At 63.2% G+C, this 17103-nt stretch carries 11 protein-coding genes and 1 pseudogene; 9 read left to right on the top strand and 3 right to left on the bottom strand.

Annotation, left to right across the window (positions count from 1 at the left end; translation table 11 throughout):
* Positions 1-98: 98 nt before the first annotated feature.
* Positions 99-1604 carry a glucose-6-phosphate dehydrogenase gene (gene zwf, locus ACK1VC_RS13825; protein WP_095115628.1) on the bottom strand — a complete coding sequence of 502 codons (1506 nt, stop codon included), beginning with the start codon at positions 1602-1604 and terminating at the stop codon, positions 99-101.
* On the bottom strand, positions 1601-2584 hold the full coding sequence (gene gnd / locus ACK1VC_RS13820; RefSeq protein ID WP_016488154.1) for a phosphogluconate dehydrogenase (NAD(+)-dependent, decarboxylating): 984 nt from the start codon (positions 2582-2584) through the stop codon (positions 1601-1603). The genes zwf and gnd overlap by 4 nt, the downstream gene beginning before the upstream one ends.
* A 203-nt stretch (positions 2585-2787) precedes the next feature.
* On the opposite strand from gnd, the gene ACK1VC_RS13815 reads away from it, so the two are divergent.
* Positions 2788-2955, top strand: a complete 168-nt coding sequence (locus tag ACK1VC_RS13815; protein ID WP_016488155.1) for a DUF6026 family protein — start codon at positions 2788-2790, stop codon at positions 2953-2955.
* A gap of 9 nt (positions 2956-2964) precedes the next feature.
* On the opposite strand, the gene ACK1VC_RS13810 is transcribed toward ACK1VC_RS13815, so the two are convergent.
* The gene (locus ACK1VC_RS13810; protein ID WP_082421990.1) at positions 2965-3714 is read right to left on the bottom strand and encodes an RHS repeat-associated core domain-containing protein; all 750 of its coding nucleotides are present in this window, start codon (positions 3712-3714) and stop codon (positions 2965-2967) included.
* 621 nt (positions 3715-4335) lie between these two features.
* Between ACK1VC_RS13810 and glgA the strand changes: the two genes are divergently transcribed.
* The 8 genes and pseudogenes from glgA to ACK1VC_RS13770 all read left to right on the top strand — a co-directional run bounded on the left by glgA (position 4336) and on the right by ACK1VC_RS13770 (position 16994).
* On the top strand, positions 4336-5895 hold the full coding sequence (gene glgA, locus ACK1VC_RS13805; RefSeq protein ID WP_016488156.1) for a glycogen synthase GlgA: 1560 nt from the start codon (positions 4336-4338) through the stop codon (positions 5893-5895).
* A gap of 14 nt (positions 5896-5909) precedes the next feature.
* Positions 5910-7652 carry a malto-oligosyltrehalose trehalohydrolase gene (gene treZ / locus ACK1VC_RS13800; RefSeq protein ID WP_016488157.1) on the top strand — a complete coding sequence of 581 codons (1743 nt, stop codon included), beginning with the start codon at positions 5910-5912 and terminating at the stop codon, positions 7650-7652.
* On the top strand, positions 7649-9715 hold the full coding sequence (malQ, locus tag ACK1VC_RS13795) for a 4-alpha-glucanotransferase (RefSeq protein ID WP_070086565.1): 2067 nt from the start codon (positions 7649-7651) through the stop codon (positions 9713-9715). The genes treZ and malQ overlap by 4 nt, the downstream gene beginning before the upstream one ends.
* The gene (locus tag ACK1VC_RS13790) at positions 9712-12486 is read left to right on the top strand and encodes a malto-oligosyltrehalose synthase (RefSeq protein ID WP_060517025.1); all 2775 of its coding nucleotides are present in this window, start codon (positions 9712-9714) and stop codon (positions 12484-12486) included. Before malQ ends, ACK1VC_RS13790 begins: the two co-directional genes overlap by 4 nt.
* 14 nt (positions 12487-12500) lie before the next feature.
* Positions 12501-12785 (top strand): DUF2934 domain-containing protein, encoded by a 285-nt coding sequence (locus ACK1VC_RS13785; RefSeq protein WP_016488160.1) that lies wholly within the window; start codon positions 12501-12503, stop codon positions 12783-12785.
* Positions 12786-12937: 152 nt separating this feature from the next.
* Positions 12938-15091: a glycogen debranching protein GlgX gene (glgX, locus tag ACK1VC_RS13780; protein ID WP_191086790.1), complete on the top strand. Its 2154-nt coding sequence runs from the start codon at positions 12938-12940 to the stop codon at positions 15089-15091.
* A 106-nt stretch (positions 15092-15197) separates the two neighbouring features.
* A pseudogene (locus tag ACK1VC_RS13775) lies at positions 15198-15569 on the top strand (endonuclease/exonuclease/phosphatase family protein); the annotation flags it as partial.
* Between the two features lie 348 nt (positions 15570-15917).
* Complete coding sequence (locus ACK1VC_RS13770; protein WP_191086791.1) at positions 15918-16994, top strand: autotransporter domain-containing protein; 1077 nt, start codon at positions 15918-15920, stop codon at positions 16992-16994.
* Positions 16995-17103: the final 109 nt, after the last annotated feature.

The raw sequence follows: 17103 nt of genomic DNA, 5'->3' as shown, positions 1-17103 counted from the left end.
CCCACAGGTACTGCACACGGTTTAAGTGCAGTAGGGGTCCCTGTGGGAGCGGGCTTGCCCCGCGAAGCGGCCGGCACAGGCAACCCAGCTTGATCAGGTCAGCCCAAGCGGTGCCACTCGCGCTTGTCGCGGGTCAGCAATTCATTGCCAGCGTCAGGCCCGTCTTCACCGGCCGGGTACTGATGCACCTCGCCATCCTGGGCCCAGGCATCGAGAAACGGCTGCACCGCTCGCCAGCCGTTCTCGATGTTGTCAGCCCGCTGGAACAGGGTCTGGTCACCGGTCAGGCAGTCGTAAATCAGCGTCTCGTAGCCGGTCGCCGGGGTCATCTTGAAGAAGTCTTTATAGGCAAAGCCCAGCTCCACATTCTCCATCACCAGCTCCGGCCCTGGCCGTTTGGCCTGCAGATCGAACCACATGCCTTCGTTGGGCTGAATCTGGATTTTCAGGTAGTTGGGCTTGGGCCGCTCCAGCTCCGACTCGCGGAACTGCGCATACGGCGCGGGCTTGAAGCAAATGGCAATTTCGGTGTCGCGCACGCTCATGCGCTTGCCGGTGCGCAAGTAGAACGGCACGCCGGCCCAGCGCCAGTTGTCGATCATCACCTTCAGCGCCACGTAGGTTTCGGTCTGGCTGTCAGGCGCTACATTGGGCTCCTGCCGATAACCGGGCAGCGGCTTGCGCCCCTGCTTGCCGGCACTGTACTGGCCGCGTACCGAGTTCTTCAGGGCCATTTTCGCCGACCATGGGCGAATAGCACCGACCACCTTGGCCTTTTCGCCGCGCACCGCGTCAGCCCCGAACGCAGCCGGCGGCTCCATGGCCACCATCGCCAGCAACTGGAACAGGTGGTTGGGAACCATGTCGCGCAGGGCCCCGGTGCTGTCGTAGAACGCACCACGGGTTTCGACGCCGACCGTTTCCGCAGCGGTGATCTGCACGTGGTCGATGTAGTGGTTGTTCCAGAAGGATTCGAACAGGCCGTTGGAGAAGCGGCTGACCAGAATGTTCTGCACCGTCTCTTTGCCCAGGTAATGGTCGATACGGTAGATCTGCCGTTCGCCCATCACTTTCAACAGGCAGGCGTTGAGCGCCTCGGCGCTGGCCAGGTCGGTGCCGAATGGCTTCTCGACCACGACGCGGCGAAAGCCGCCGCCAGACTCGTCGAGCAAGCCGGCCTGCCCCAGGCGCTGCGCCACCTCGGGGAAGAAACGCGGCGAGGTGGCCAGGTAGAAGATGGCATTGCCGTGGCTGGTTTTGTCGATGCGCTTGGCGAGGGCCTGGTAAGTGGCCGGGTCGAGGAAATCGCCCGTCTGGTAATCCAGGCGCTTGGCCAGGCGTGCCCAGAGCTTTTCGTCCAGGCACTTGGCGCTGCCCTCGCCGCCTTTATCCCGCTCGAGCATGAACGCATGCAGGCGCTCTGCAAATTCCTCGGCGCTGGCCGGGTTGTGGTCCACGCCAACGATGCGCAAGTTGCGGTCCAGCAAACCGTCGCGGCTGAGGTTGTACAGCGCCGGCATCAGCAGGCGCTTGACCAGGTCGCCATTGGCGCCAAACAGGAACAGGGTACAGGGAGGTGCGGCTGGAATGGTCTGTTTGGTCATTCGCCTTTCTTCTCGACGTGGCCACCGAAGCCCAGGCGCATGGCCGAAAGGATCTTGTCACCATACGTGCCCTGCTGCTGGCGCGAGCGAAAGCGCGCAAACAGTGCGCTGGACAGCACCGGCACCGGCACCGCCTGCTCAACGGCGGCATCGATGGTCCAGCGGCCTTCGCCACTGTCGGATACCGAGCCACTGAACTGCGACAGCTGCGGGTCGGCCACCAAGGCATCGGCGGTGAGGTCGAGCAGCCATGAGGTTACCACGCTGCCACGCCGCCACACCTCGGCGATCTCGGCCACGTTCAGGTCAAAGCGCTGGTCTTGCGGCAGCTCGTTGCCGCCTTTGCTGCGCAGCAGGTCGAAGCCTTCGGCATAGGCCTGCATGAGGCCGTACTCGATACCGTTATGCACCATTTTCACGTAGTGCCCGGCGCCGGGTGGGCCCGCGTGGATATAGCCGTGCTCGGCGCGCTGATGCTCGCCGCTGCGGCCATGAGTACGCGGGATGTCACCCACGCCCGGGGCCAGCGCCTTGAACAGTGGCTCCAGGCGCTCGAACACGTCCTTTTCGCCGCCGATCATCATGCAGTAGCCACGGTCCAGGCCCCATACGCCGCCAGAAGTGCCGACGTCCAGGTAATGCAGGCCGCGTTTTGCCAGCTCGGCAGCACGGCGCATGTCGTCCTTGTAGAAGGTATTGCCGCCGTCGATGATCGCATCGCCCGGTTCCAGCAGGTCAGCCAACTGCGCGATGGTCTGCTCGGTTGGCTCGCCGGCCGGCAGCATCACCCACACTGCGCGTGGGGCTTTCAGCTTTTGTACCAGCGCACCAAGGTCGTGCGCGCCTTGGGCACCCTCGCCCTCCAGCCCGGTAATGGCCTCGCGGTTGCGGTCGTGCACCACGGTGCGGTGGCCGGCGCGCATCAGGCGCCTTGCGATATTGCCGCCCATGCGGCCCAGCCCGACGATTCCCAATTGCATGAGCCGATGCTCCCTTACGAAATGGATGACAACACAGTCCAGCGTTTCAGATTAGTCCAGCCTGCCGCCCGAGGGTTCAGCGACGAACGGCAAGACCACGATAAACAAAAAAGTTCCCACCAACTGCAAAAGAATTCAGAATGCGCCCCGCGTGAAGCGTCTACGCTTTGACTTGTCACCAGCCAAAACCGCGAGGTGTGCTCATGGGTACCTTGATGCCTGCAACCCCAACCCAGACCCTCTATGTCTCCGTGCGCCGTGATGAGCTGCGTAAACTGAAAGACGAACGTGACCAGTTGCGCCAACAGGTCGCCCAGTTGAACCTGTTGCTGGCGCAACAACGTGATGGCGAAAAGGCTGTAAGCCTCTGATCGATTTCTTCAAATCAGGCTTCTGGTAATGCGCAATCGCAACTCACTATGGCTGTGCCAGCTGGCTGAATCTGAGACGGATAATCCGTGATTTTTTGTTTCACGAATCCTTTCCCGTAGATGCAAGGCTAGCCATACCTGATCCCTCGGTTTAATCCGCTTGTGGGCATCAGCAAGTCGATGCTGCAAAACAGATAGGGTTTCGAGCTGAGCATTGACCTCACGAGGATTTTGCGGCGAAAAAACCCTCACATCCATAATGTCGCGTTCAAGACGTTGAATTTCCTCGAACGTTGTTTGAACGTGACTCGCACCGCTACCTCCCGAAGGCGCCCCAAAAGAGAGATCTGAACTCCGCTTAACTGAACCGGGTTCGCTTAGGGTAATAGCGGTGATTGAATCTGCTCGGCGTCCTGGCGACCTGCCGGAGTTGCCAAAAATGCTGGCTACACCCCGTTTCAACCATTTGAAGAAATGGCCTGAGGGGTCCAGGCGATTCACCGGGTCGTTAGCGCAGTAGGCGTATGCGTTCGCCCCCCCTTTGCCGAACGGACTGAGCGTATCGGGTGAGTTAAACCGCATAAGTTCGGGCTTATATCCCCGATACCCGTTACCGAGCAGGTAAAATTTTGAGTGCAAATCCCTGTGTTGAGCGTTGAAGCTCAGAGATGAGTCGAGCCACACAGAGTATCCGTAGGGTGCATAAGGGATGCCTGAAGAGTGCTTATGCACTGAGGTCAGCTGATCAATTTTTTCCATGACCTTCGTCCTAGGGGAGATCCGGCACAATGGTGGTGCCCTAGCCCTGAATGACACAACTGTCAGAAATGCCAGCCAAGGGATTCACTGCGCGTAGAGAATCCAATGCCATGATGACCGGGTTGTCCACGATGAAGAAGTGACTTGCTGCTAGCACCATCATGGTGCGCTACCCCACCCTAGCCACAATTTGGCGCATCCTCCAAACACCCCGCACTGCCTTCGCCCACCTCTTTTCACATCCGGTCACATACGCCAACGTTTGCGTCTATTCCGCGCATGGCAATAGTGACCAATGGGTCACCTTTTTATCTTTTTCTCTCCTACACTCGGGTTTCGGCCCGCCATTTGCTCAACGGAAGAGCGACGAAAAAAAGTCGAACTTTCGCAAACGCCGGCAGGTCAGGAACTAAGTAGGCCAAACGCAAGGGACATTCCCTGGCTCGGCCCACCCATCCCAACCAGTCCAATCGCCTTCGGCCGGAGTGCTGATCGCGTTGTGCCTGCGCGCACGAACCTGGGGCATGGAACGCACTACGCAGAATCCAGAAACAGAGAGAACCAACACGCAATATCGTCACGGGTGCCAGCACCCGGTCAAGCATAGGGACGGAGAGAAGTATGATCAGTGCCGCTGTCGAGCCTCACGTAGATTCATTCAAACCGGACAACCGCGAGCCGCTCACCCCGGATTTCGCCACGACAGGCAAGGCACCCGGCGCCCAGCGCCAGCACAACCCGAACATGCGCAAGATTCTGTTCGTGACCTCGGAAATCGCAGACCTGGTGAAGACCGGCGGCCTGGGCGACGTGTCCTCCGCCCTGCCCCGTGCCCTGGCCCACCTGCACGATGTGCGGGTGCTGATCCCTGGCTACCGGCAGGTGATGGAAAGTGACAACCCGATCCACATCGTGGGTGAGCTAGGCGGCCACGCGGCCCTGCCGCCGTGCAAGATCGGGCGTATGGACATGGCCGACGGCCTGGTCATCTATGTGCTGATCTGCCCCGAGCTGTACCAGCGCGACGGCACACCCTATGGTGCCAACAATGGTCGCGACTGGCCCGACAACCACATCCGCTTCGCACGCCTGGGCCTGGCTGCTGCCGAAATCGCAGCTGGCGAAGGCAAGATCCACTGGACGCCAGAAGTGGTGCACGCGCATGACTGGCCCGCGGGCCTGGCCCCGGCCTACATGCATTGGCGCGGGCTGAACACGCCCACCCTGTTCACCATCCACAACCTGGCCTACCAGGGTGTGTACAGCCGAGGTTGCAGCCCGGAGCTGGCGATTCCCGATCACGCCATGCAGCAGGAAGGCATGGAGTTCTACGGCAAGCTGTCGTTCCTCAAGGCTGGCCTGGCTTACTCCAGCCACATCACCACCGTCAGCGCCACCTATGCCCGGGAAATCACCACGCCGGAATTCGGCTGCGGCCTGGACGGTTTTCTCGCCAGCAAAGCCCAGCAAGGCCTGCTTGGCGGCATCCCCAACGGCATCGACGAAAGCTGGGACTCGGCCACCGACAAACACCTGCAACACAACTTCAGCATCAACGACTGGGAAGGCAAGGCGCGCAACACTCATGAGGTACGCGAGCTGTTCGGCCTGGAGGAATCCGAAGGCCCGTTGTTCGCCGTGGTGTCACGGCTGGTCTATCAGAAAGGCCTGGACCTGACCTTGGGTGTGGCCGACTACATCGTCGAACAAGGTGGGCAGATCGCGATCATCGGCCGTGGCGAGCCGGAAGAAGAACAGGCCATGCGCGAGCTGGCGCTGCGCCACCCGGGCCGCATCGGCGTGCGTATTGGCTTCAACGAGACCGACGCCCGGCGCATGTTCGCCGGCAGCGACTTCTTGCTGATGCCATCACGCTATGAACCTTGTGGCCTCAGCCAGATGTACGCGCAACGCTTCGGCTCGCTGCCGGTGGCGCGCAATACCGGTGGCCTGGCCGACACCATCGAGTGCGGCGTCACGGGCTTTCTGTTCAACGAGTCGACCGTGGAGAGCTACCGCGAGGCACTCAGCCGCGCCTTCTATGTGTACGGCAAGAAGGACTTGCTGAACGCCATGCGCTGCCTGTCGATGACCCAACCCTTCAACTGGTGCCAGGCGGTTGAGCCCTACGCCCGCCTTTACGAGGACCTGGTCAAGCAGGCACAGCTGAGCCATTACTGAGCGAGGGTCAGAAGATGCACAGGCATGGCGCACACTTAATGGACGCCACGTCGGCGCGCTTCGCCCTCTGGGCGCCGGATGCGCGCAGCGTGAGCGTGGAACTGGAGCAGCAGCCGCCCGTGGCGCTGCTGGCCGATGACGATGGCTGGTTCACTGGCGTTGCCCCGTGCAAGGCTGGCGACCTTTATCATTACCGTATCGACGGCGAACTCCAGGTGGCTGACCCGGCTTCGCGTTATCAGCCCCAAGGCGTACAAGGCCCAAGCCAGGTGGTGGATGTGGCCGGTTACCCCTGGCAACACCCGTGGCAAGGCCGGCCGTGGCACGAAGCGGTGATTCAGGAACTGCATGTCGGTTTGCTCGACGGCTACGCCGGGGTTGCCCGGCACCTGCAGCGCCTGGCCGAGGTGGGCATCAGTGCTGTCGAGCTGATGCCGCTGGGGCAGTTCCCAGGCGAGCGCAACTGGGGCTACGACGGCGTGCTGCCCTACGCGCCTCAAAATACCTACGGCAGCCCCGAGCAGTTATGCGCACTGGTCGATCAGGCCCACGGCGAAGGGCTGATGGTGCTGGTGGATGTGGTGTACAACCACTTTGGCCCCGATGGCAATTACCTGCACCAGTACGCCAGCGCGTTCTTCCGCGAAGACCGGCAGACACCCTGGGGCGCGGCCATCGACTTCCGCCGCCCGCAGGTGCGCGAGTACTTCATCCAGAACGCGCTCATGTGGCTGTGCGACTACCGCTGCGACGGCCTGCGCCTGGATGCCGTGCATGCCATCGACCAGCCCGATTTCCTGATTGAGCTGGCCCAGCGTGTACGCGCCGCCGTAGAACCGGGGCGGCACGTGTGGCTAGTGCTGGAGAACGAGCACAACCAGGCCGCCCTGCTGGAACAGGGTTTCGATGCGCAATGGAACGACGACGGCCACAATGCCCTGCATGTGCTGCTGACCGGCGAAACCGAAGGCTACTACGCCGACTACAAGCAACGCCCCATCGACCAGCTGGCGCGCTGCCTGGCCGAGGGCTTCGTGTTCCAGGGCCAGGCAAACCGCCATGGCACGCCACGCGGCGAACCCAGCGGGCACTTGCCGCCCAGCGCTTTTGTGTTGTTCTTGCAGAACCATGACCAGGTCGGCAACCGCGCCTTGGGCGAACGCCTGACCCGCCTGTGCCCGCCACCGGCCCTGCGCGCGGCCACTGGCCTGTTGCTGCTGGCGCCAATGATCCCGCTGCTGTTCATGGGCGACGACGAGGGCAGTTGCCGGCCGTTCCTGTTCTTTACCGACTTCCATGACGCGTTGGCAGACGCTGTGCGCGAAGGCCGCCGTGGCGAGTTCGCCCATTTCACCGCGTTCGCCGACCCCGAGCAGCGAGAGCACATTCCCGACCCCAACGCCGAACAGACCTTCGAGTCTTCCCGCCCGCAAAACAAGGAAGTGGTCGCCGGCTGGCACGGCCTTTATCAGCAACTGCTAGCCCTGCGCCGCCGCCACGTCATCCCGCACCTGCCCGGTAGCCGCTCACTGGGGGCCGAGGTGCATGGCGACAAAGCACTGACCGCACGCTGGCGGCTGGGCGATGGCAATACCCTGCGCATCGACCTGAACCTGGCGGCAACTGCGCAGGCCGTCGAACTGCCCGCTGCCGCCACCCGGCTGTTCGACACCAGCGACACCCAACACCCTGATAGCCAACTGGCCCCGTACAGTTGCGTGGTCAGCCTGCTTCCCCCTGACCAGGAGCGCCCATGAGCGAAACCGCCCTGCACCGCTTGGCAAACCGCGTCGGGTTAAGCCGCGACTGGATCGACGCCAACGCCCGGCCCCAGCGCGTCAGCGACGAGGTGCTGTGCAAGCTACTCGCAGGCCTTGGCCACCCGGCCAGCGATGACACGGCCATTGCCGCCAGCCTGCGCGCGGTAGAAGCCGCCGAAGACAGCGAACACTTGCCGCCCTTGCTGACCGCCGACCAAGGCCAGCCATTGGCGCTGTCACGCTATTTCAGCGCTGCCAGCGTCGCCCGCTGCACCTTGGAAGACCAAACCTCGGTTACCCTCAGCCTGGACGAGCAGGCACGCCTGCCAGGTGACCTGCCCATTGGCTACCACCAGGTGGAAATAGACAGCCGCCGCTTCACCGTGGCCGTGGCCCCGCCGCGCTGCTACAGCCTTGCAGACAACGTGCAGCCCCCCCCACGCTGCTGGGGCCTGGCAGTGCAGCTGTACAGCCTGCGCAGGCCCGGCGATGGCGGTTACGGCGACTGCCTGGCGCTGGAGCAGCTGGCCCGCCTGGCCGCCGAGCGCGGTGCCGATGCCTTGGCCATCAGCCCCATTCATGCACTGTCGGCCATCGACCAAGAGCACTACAGCCCCTACTCACCCTCCAGCCGCCTGCTGCTCAACACCCTGTATGCCAGCCCCGCAGCCCTGCTGGGTGAGCGGGAGGTGCGCATGGCCATTGAAGCCTGCGGGCTGGAGCAACAACTGGAAGAGCTGGAGCAACGCCCACTGGTTGATTGGCCACGCGCCGCCAGTGCCCGCCTGCGCTTGCTTGAAGCGCTGTACCACGGGTTCAGCCATGGCGACCATCCGCTGCGCAGGGATTTCGATAGCTTCCGCGAGGCCGGTGGCCAGGCCCTGGAGCACCACTGCCGCTTCGAGGTGTTGCAGGCACAGGCTGTAGAGCACGGCCTGGGCGCCGACTGGCGCAACTGGCCAAAGGCCTGGCACGACCCCTATCACCCGGAAGTGGCGGCCTTCGCCAATGCTTACCCGGCCAAGGTCGAGTTCCATGCCTTTTGCCAATGGCTGACCGAACGCGGCCTGCAACGTGCTCAGGAGGCAGCCCGCGGCAACGGTATGGCTGTGGGCTTGATCGCCGACCTGGCGGTGGGTGCCGACGGTGCCGGCAGCCAGGCATGGAGCCGCCAGGATGAATTGCTGGCCGGCCTGACCGTGGGTGCGCCGCCCGACATCCTCAACCGCGCCGGCCAGGATTGGGGCATCTGCGCCTTCTCGCCCGAGGGCCTCAAGCGTAATGGCTACCGCGCCTTTATCGAGATGCTGCGGGCGAACCTGGCACATGCCGGCGGCCTGCGCATCGACCATGTGATGGGCCTGCGCCGGCTGTGGCTGATCCCGCAGGGGGCCAAGCCCAGCGAAGGCGCCTACCTCAATTACCCGCTGGACGACCTGTTGCGCCTGCTGGCGCTGGAGTCGGTGCGCCACCAGGCAGTCATCCTTGGCGAAGACCTGGGCACCGTGCCCGACGGCCTGCGCGAAACACTTGCCGAGAAAGCAGTGCTGGGCATGCGCGTGCTGCCCTTCGAACAGACCCAGCCAGGCCAGTTCAAGCCCATTCTGGACTGGCCAGACAGCGCCCTTGCCACAACCGGCACCCACGACCTGGCCCCGCTGGCCGGCTGGCTGGAAAACCGCGACATCGACTGGAGCCACCGCTTGCAACTGATCGACGCTGCCACCGAACTGCATTGGCGCCAAGACCGCCAGAAAGAACACGACGGCCTGCGCCGCACCCTGGAGGCCAACTACGGCGAACTGAAGGACAACGACGCGGTGATCGACGCGGCCATCCGCTTCGTTGGCCACACCCGTGCGCCCCTGGTGCTGGTACCGCTCGAAGACCTGTTGGGCTGCGAAGAGCAGCCGAACCTGCCAGGCACTACAGCCGGGCACCCTAACTGGAGGCGGCGCTTCACCCAACCGGTGGCAGAACTGCTCGATGACGAAGATGCCGCACGGCGCCTGGAGCTGCTGGCCCAGGCCCGCGAACAGGCCTGGGAGCGTGACCGATGAAGCCGCTGACTGCGACCCTGCGCCTACAGTTTCACAGTGATTTCACCCTCGATCACGCCGTGCCGCTGGTGCCGTACTTCGCCCAGCTGGGTATCAGCCACCTGTATGCCTCGCCCATCCTCAAGGCCCGCGCCGGCTCCCGCCACGGCTACGATGTGGTCGACCCGACCTGCGTCAACCCCGAACTGGGCGGCGAAGCGGCGCTGGAGCGGCTAGTGGCGGCCCTGCGCCAGCATGGCATGGGGCTGATTCTCGACACCGTATCCAACCACATGGCCGTGGGCGGTGCCGATAACCCCTGGTGGCAAAGCCTGCTGGCCTGGGGCCGGCGTAGCCCGTATGCCGAGTTCTTCGATATCCAGTGGCACTCCAGCGACCCGCTACTGGCCGGGCAACTGTTGTTGCCGTTCCTTGGCAGTGACTATGGCGTGGCACTCAAGAACGGCGAAATCCCACTGCAGTTCGACCAGCAGCAGGGGCTGCTGCACGTGGTCCATTACGAGCATAGTTTCCCGATCTGCCCAGTCGATTACGGCTGGATTCTCGCACTCAGCCCGGAGCCTGCGCTCAAGGCCCTGGCCGAACATTTCACTGCGTTGAACGAGTCACCCACACCACTGGCCGCAGCGCTCCCGCTACAAACCGAACTGGCACGCCTGGTGCGTGAAGGGGCTGACCTTGAATCGGCCCTGGTGGCCTTCGACAGCCGCAGCGAGGCCGGCTTCAAACGCTTGCACCTGCTGCTGGAGCGCCAGACCTACCGCCTTGCCAGCTGGCGCACCGCCGCCGATGACATCAACTGGCGGCGATTCTTCGACATCAACGAGCTGGGCGGCCTGCGCGTGGAGCGCGCGGTGGTGTTCGAGGCCACCCACGCCAAGCTGTTCGAGCTGATCGAGCGCGGCCTGGTGGATGGCCTGCGCATCGACCATATCGACGGCCTGGCCGACCCGCGCGGCTATTGCCGCAAGCTGCGCCGTCGGGTCGATAGCCTGTTGGCGCAAAGGCCTTTGCAGGCTGCGTTGGAGCACTTCCCGATCTACGTGGAAAAAATCCTCGGTGCAGGCGAGCACCTGCACCGCGACTGGCTCACCGACGGCACCACTGGCTACGAATTCATGAACCAGGTCTCGCTGCTGCAGCACGACCCGGCCGGCGAAACGCCACTCACCGAGCTATGGGCGAACGTCACCGAACGGCCCGACTTCCCTGAAGAAGTGCGTCAGGCGCGTTACCTTGTGCTCAATGCCAGCCTCGCCGGTGACTGCGAATCGGTCGCCCAGGCGCTGCTGCAGGTCGCGCGCAACGACCTAATGACCCGCGACCTGACCTTGGGCGGCATTCGCCGGGCCTTGCAGGCAGTGGTAGCGCATTACCCCGTGTACCGTACCTACTTCAACGCCTGCGGGCGCCCCGCTGAAGACGAAGGGTTTTTCCAGCAGGCGCTGGCCAACGCCCGGCACGACCTCGGCGAAGCCGACTGGCCGCTACTGGACCACCTTGAACAATGGCTGGGGGGCCAAGCCTGGAAGCGGCTGCCACCGGGCCGCGCCCGCAAGCAACTGCGCCACGCCTGCGTGCGCTTCCAGCAGCTGACCGCGCCGAGCGCGGCCAAAGCCGTGGAAGACACTGCCTTCTACCGCAGCGCCCGGCTGCTGTCGCGCAACGACGTAGGCTTCGAGGCCGAGCACTTCAGCGCCCCGCCCATGCACTTCCATAACGAAGCCCAGCGGCGCCTGCGCGACTTCCCCGACAACCTGCTGGCCACCGCCACCCATGATCACAAGCGCGGCGAAGACACTCGCGCACGCTTGGCCGTGCTTAGCGAACGCGCCCCGTGGCTGGCCAGCCGAGTGGAACATTGGCGTGAACTGGCAGAACCGCTGCGCGCGCAGCTGAACGATGGCTTGGCACCCAGCCCCGGCGACGAGCTGATGCTGCTGCAAACCCTGCTCGGCAGTTGGCCGCTGGAGCTCGACCTGCACGACGAAACCGCCCTGCACCAATACGCCGAGCGTATCCGTCAGTGGCAGCAGAAGGCACTGCGCGAAGCCAAGTTACGCAGCAGCTGGAGCGCGCCGAACGAGGCTTACGAAAGTGCCTGTGCCCGCTACATCGATAGCCTGCTGCTAGGCAGCGAACACCAGCAACTGCGCAAATCCGTGGCCGATGCCGCGCAACTGCTGGCTTGCCCCGGCGCCCTCAATGGCTTGGTCCAAGCCCTGCTGCGCATGACTACCCCCGGTGTGCCCGACCTGTACCAGGGTAACGAATACTGGGACTTCAGCCTGGTCGACCCCGACAACCGCCGCCCCGTGGACTACGCTTCGAGGCGTCGCACCCTGGACGACGCCACGCCGCTAGCCGAGCTGCTGGCGCACTGGCGCGACGGCCGCATCAAGCAGGCCTTGATCGCACGGCTGCTGGACTGCCGCCAGGCCCACGCCGAACTGTTTCGCCGTGGCGCCTACCTGCCACTGACCGTACAGGGCAGGCATGCGGACAAGGTGATTGCCTTTGCGCGCGTGGGTGAAGGTGAACACGCCGTCGTCGTCGCCCCGCGCCTGGCCAGCGGCTTGCTCGGTGGCGCTGCTACACCGTTGATCCCGGCACAGAACTGGGACGACACCCGGGTGGTACTGCCGTTTGCCTTGTCGCCTGCCAACTCGACGGGACTTTTCCGTGGCGCGGCGGTCAGCTCTTCCAAGGAGTTGATGTTGAGCACCGTGCTCGCGGAGTTCCCGGTCAACGTGTTGATACAACAATCTTGAGCATCAGGAGCGTCATGATGAGTGTCGATGAAAAACGTATTCGCGAATTTGCCTACCAGATCTGGGAGTCTGAAGGTAAGCCTGTAGGGGAGGAAGAACGGCACTGGGATATGGCCCGCAAGCTGGCCGAGGCCGAGGCGTTGGCCCCCAAGGCGCAACCGCGCAAGCGCGCGCCGGCCAAGCCCAAGGCAGCCACTGAGCCGAAGGCCCCTGCCGAGCCCAAGGCGGCTGCGCTGCCAGGCGTCAAACCCGCTGCGGCGAAAAAGCCTCGGGCGGTGAAAAAGCCTACTGCCGGTTAAGCCTGTCCCGGCCTCTTCGCGGGTAAACCGCTCCCACAGGTTCTGCACTGCGTTGAGCACCTGTAATGAACCTGTGGGAGAGGGTTTACCCGCGAAGAGGCCAATGCAGGACAGCACAATTCCCCTTCTATCACGGCCATTTGAGGATCGTCATGAGCCCCCGCACCCCTAAGAAAACCCGCTCGGTCGCACCATCGCGTATCCGCGAAGGCATGCCCTTCCCCCTCGGCGCCACCTGGGATGGCCTTGGGGTCAACTTCGCGCTCTTCTCGGCCAACGCAACCAAAGTCGAGCTGTGCCTGTTCGACTCCACCGGCGAGCAGGAGCTCGAGCGCATTGAGCTGCCCGAATACACCGATGAGATCTACCACGGCTACCTGCCCGACGCTCATCCTGGCCTGGTTTATGGCTACCGTGTATACGGTCCCTATGAGCCGGAAAACGGCCACCGTTTCAACCCCAACAAATTGCTGATCGACCCCTATGCCAAGCAACTGGTCGGCAGCCTGGAGTGGTCCGAGGCACTGTTCGGCTACACCATTGGCCACCCCGACGACGACTTGTCGTTCGATGAGCGCGACAGTGCGCCCTTCGTGCCCAAGTGCAAGGTGATCGACCCGGCGTTCACCTGGGGCCGTGACCAGCGCGTGTCTGTTCCTTGGGAACGTACGATCATCTATGAAGCGCACACGCGCGGCATCAGCATGCGCCACCCGGCAGTACCGGAAGAACTGCGGGGCACCTTTGCCGGCCTTGCCAACGACGAGCTGCTCAAGCACATCAAAGACCTGGGCGTCTCCAGCATCGAGCTGTTACCCATTCACGCCTTCGTCAACGACCAGCACCTGCTGGACAAGGGGCTGAACAACTACTGGGGCTACAACAGCATCGCTTTTTTTGCGCCGCACCCGCGCTACCTGGCCAGCGGCAAGATTGCCGAGTTCAAGGAAATGGTCGCGCACCTGCACGACGCCGGGCTGGAGGTGATCCTCGACGTGGTCTACAACCACACCGCTGAAGGCAACGAACGCGGCCCGACCCTGTCCATGCGCGGCATCGACAACGCCTCGTACTACCGCCTGATGCCGGATGACAAACGCTACTACATCAACGATTCCGGCACCGGCAACACCCTGGACCTGAGCCACCCCTGCGTACTGCAGCTGGTCACCGACTCGCTGCGCTACTGGGCCGGCGAGATGCACGTGGACGGCTTCCGCTTCGACCTGGCGACCATCCTTGGCCGCTACCACGATGGCTACAGCGAGCGCCACGGCTTCCTCGTCGCCTGCCGCCAGGACCCGATGCTCAGCCAGGTCAAGCTGATTGCCGAACCCTGGGACTGCGGCCCCGGTGGCTATCAAGTGGGCAACTTCGCGCCGGGCTGGGCGGAATGGAACGACCGCTTCCGCGATACCGCCCGCGCCTTCTGGAAAGGTGACGAGGGCCAGCTGGCCGACTTCGCCGCACGCTTGACCGCCTCGGGCGACATGTTCAACAACCGCGGGCGCAGGCCGTATTCCTCGGTCAACTTCATCACCGCCCATGATGGTTTCACCCTGCGCGACCTCGTGTCGTACAACCACAAGCACAACGAAGACAACGACGAGAACAACCAGGACGGTACTGACAACAACCTGTCATGGAACTGCGGTGCCGAAGGGCCAACCGACGATCCGGACATCAATGCGCTGCGCATGCGCCAGATGCGCAACTACTTCGCCACCCTGCTGTTGGCCCAAGGCACGCCGATGATCGTCGCCGGCGACGAGTTCAGCCGCACCCAGCATGGCAACAACAACGCCTACTGCCAGGACAGCGAAATCGGTTGGGTGAACTGGGACCTGGACCAGGAGGGCAAAGAGCTGCTGGCCTTCGTTAAACGCTTGACCCGCCTGCGCCTGGCCTACCCGGTGCTGCGCCGCTCACGCTTCCTGGTGGGTGATTACAATGAAGCAATCGGGGTCAAGGACGTGACCTGGCTAGCACCGGATGGCAACGAAATGAGCGTGGCGCAGTGGGAAGACCCGCACGGGCGCTGCCTGGGCATGCTGATCGACGGCCGCGCGCAGGTCAGCGGCATCGCCCGGCCAGGGTCCGAGGCCACAGTGCTATTGATCGTCAATGCCCACCATGACGTTGTGCCATTCAAGTTGCCAGCGGTACCCGAAGGCGATTACTGGAGCTGCCTGATCGATACCGACCGGCCGGAGTTGCGCAAGGGCCAACATCTGCAGTTCGACAGCACGTTCGAGGTCAAAGGGCGGTCGATGCTGCTGATGGTGTTGCAGCACGAGGAGGAGTGAACCCGGGGTGGTCCTACCGCCAGCAAGCCACCTCCCACACGTTCTGCACCGCCTGAAGGCCTGCACCAACCTGTGGGAGCTGGCTTGCCGGCGATAGAGCCGGTAGATGCAACACACAGGCACCTGCGATCGAGGAGGAATTGCGAACCCCGAAGCCGGCAGCACAGGTTTCGCCAGCGTCAACCAGGCCCCGGCCGTGAAGCGGCTGCGGGTACTGACGGTGAAAACCCACAAGGGCTTCACCGCCTTCAACCGGCGCTTCATTCTGCCGAAACTGCGCGAGGCGGTACGCAGCACCCAGGGCGACATCGTCTTCCTCCAGGAAGTAGCTGGTAGCCACGACCGCCACGCCGCGCGCTATCCCGGCTGGCCGCAGACCTCGCAGTACGAATTCCTTGCCGCCAACACGTGGAGCGACTTTGACTACGGCCGCAACGCGGTGTATCCCGACGGCCACCACGGCAATGCGCTGCTCACCTGCCATTGGCCGTGCAGGTCAGGCTCTAGCAATCATTCGTCATAGCCACGCAGGGGGAAATAGCGAACCCCGCTATACCCAGGTGATTGTCTCTGGAAATCAGGTGCTTAAGGTGAGTTACACAACCTGAACAGATCTTTCACGCTTTCTTGACGCAAGCGGCGTCCTCTCCTTAGCTGAACATTATCTAGCAGTAAAGATCTCGCGCCGGGCCTCTAGCTCGCGCCTTCGTGCGCGCTTCAGAAGGCTGGCGTGCTGGTTTGGGTCGCCCACTGTTTTTGCCGTACAGCTCGTGACAACAGGCCAGGTCCTTGGGCTGTAAAACCACAAAAACAAAGGAGATCCGCCATGAAAAGCACCTCGAACCCCGTGCGTTTCGACAGCATTTTCTACGCGGTTTCCACGTCGCTGCTTCTGGCAACCCCGGTGGAAACTTTCGCGTACGAACTGCAGGGTGACCCCATCTCGCCCGGTTTTCTGCAACAGCCAGCGATGCCGCAGCTGTCGCTAGACCCGGCCAGCGCCAGTGGTTTGAGTATCGGTACCCTGAATGCGTTTTCGCAAACGATGAGCGCGCGGCACGGGCAGGCGGCGCCGGACATGATCGCCAGCCAGTGGGCGCAGTTTTTCCCGACCAACGCCCGCATGGGTACACAACCCCCAGACCAGCTGGAGGCACCCAGCCAGCAACTGGTGATCGGCCCGGACCTGTTCGTGCGTGAAACTGCAGCGGGCAATGTGCACCGCGCAGGGGTTTTCGTAGGGCACAACAACCTGCAGAGCAGCTTCAACGGCATACGCCCACTGCTGGGCGACAAGCAGCGCAATGCGGTGAACCTGAGCGGGGAAAGCCTGGGCGTGTACTGGAGCATGACCCATGAACAGGGCTGGCACCTGGATGCCGTGGCCATGGGTTCGCGGATCGATGTGCTGGGCCGGGGCGAAAACGGCCAACGCCTTGACGAAAGCGGCCATGCGATGACCTTTTCGGTGGAAGGCGGCTACCCGATCCGCCTGAGTGGCAACTGGGTAATCGAACCCCAGGCACAGTTGATCAACCAGCAGTTCTTCCCCGGCAACCAGGTGCAGGAAGAAACCCTGCAAGCCTTCGACAGCCAGCCGAGCTGGAGCGGCCGGGTGGGTGCAAAATTGTCCGGGCGCTACGAAGTGCGCGGCATGCCCATCGAACCCTATGTGCGGACGAACGTGTGGTACGACTTCAGCAATGCCGATGAAGTGAAGCTGGACCAGGTCGACAAGATCTCCAGCTCGCGCTACTCGACCACGGTAGAGCTGGGCTTGGGGCTGGTGGCGCGTGTCACGCCTTCTGTGGCCCTGTTTGTCAGCGCCGATTACAGCAGTGATGTGGATGACAATGACCTGAACGGGCTGATTGGCAGCCTTGGGGTGCGGATGCGCTGGTAGCCAGGCCCGGCCCTTTCGCGGGCACGCCCGCTCCCACAGCGACAGCACAGGGACGAACATTGTGCAATCCCTGTGGGAGCGGGCATGCCCGCGAAGAGGCCAGTGCAGG

It is taken from the genome of Pseudomonas sp. XP2 (assembly GCF_053557975.1).
The sequence above is the reverse complement of the archived record's forward strand: the minus strand, read 5'-3'. Positions and strand labels throughout refer to the sequence as shown.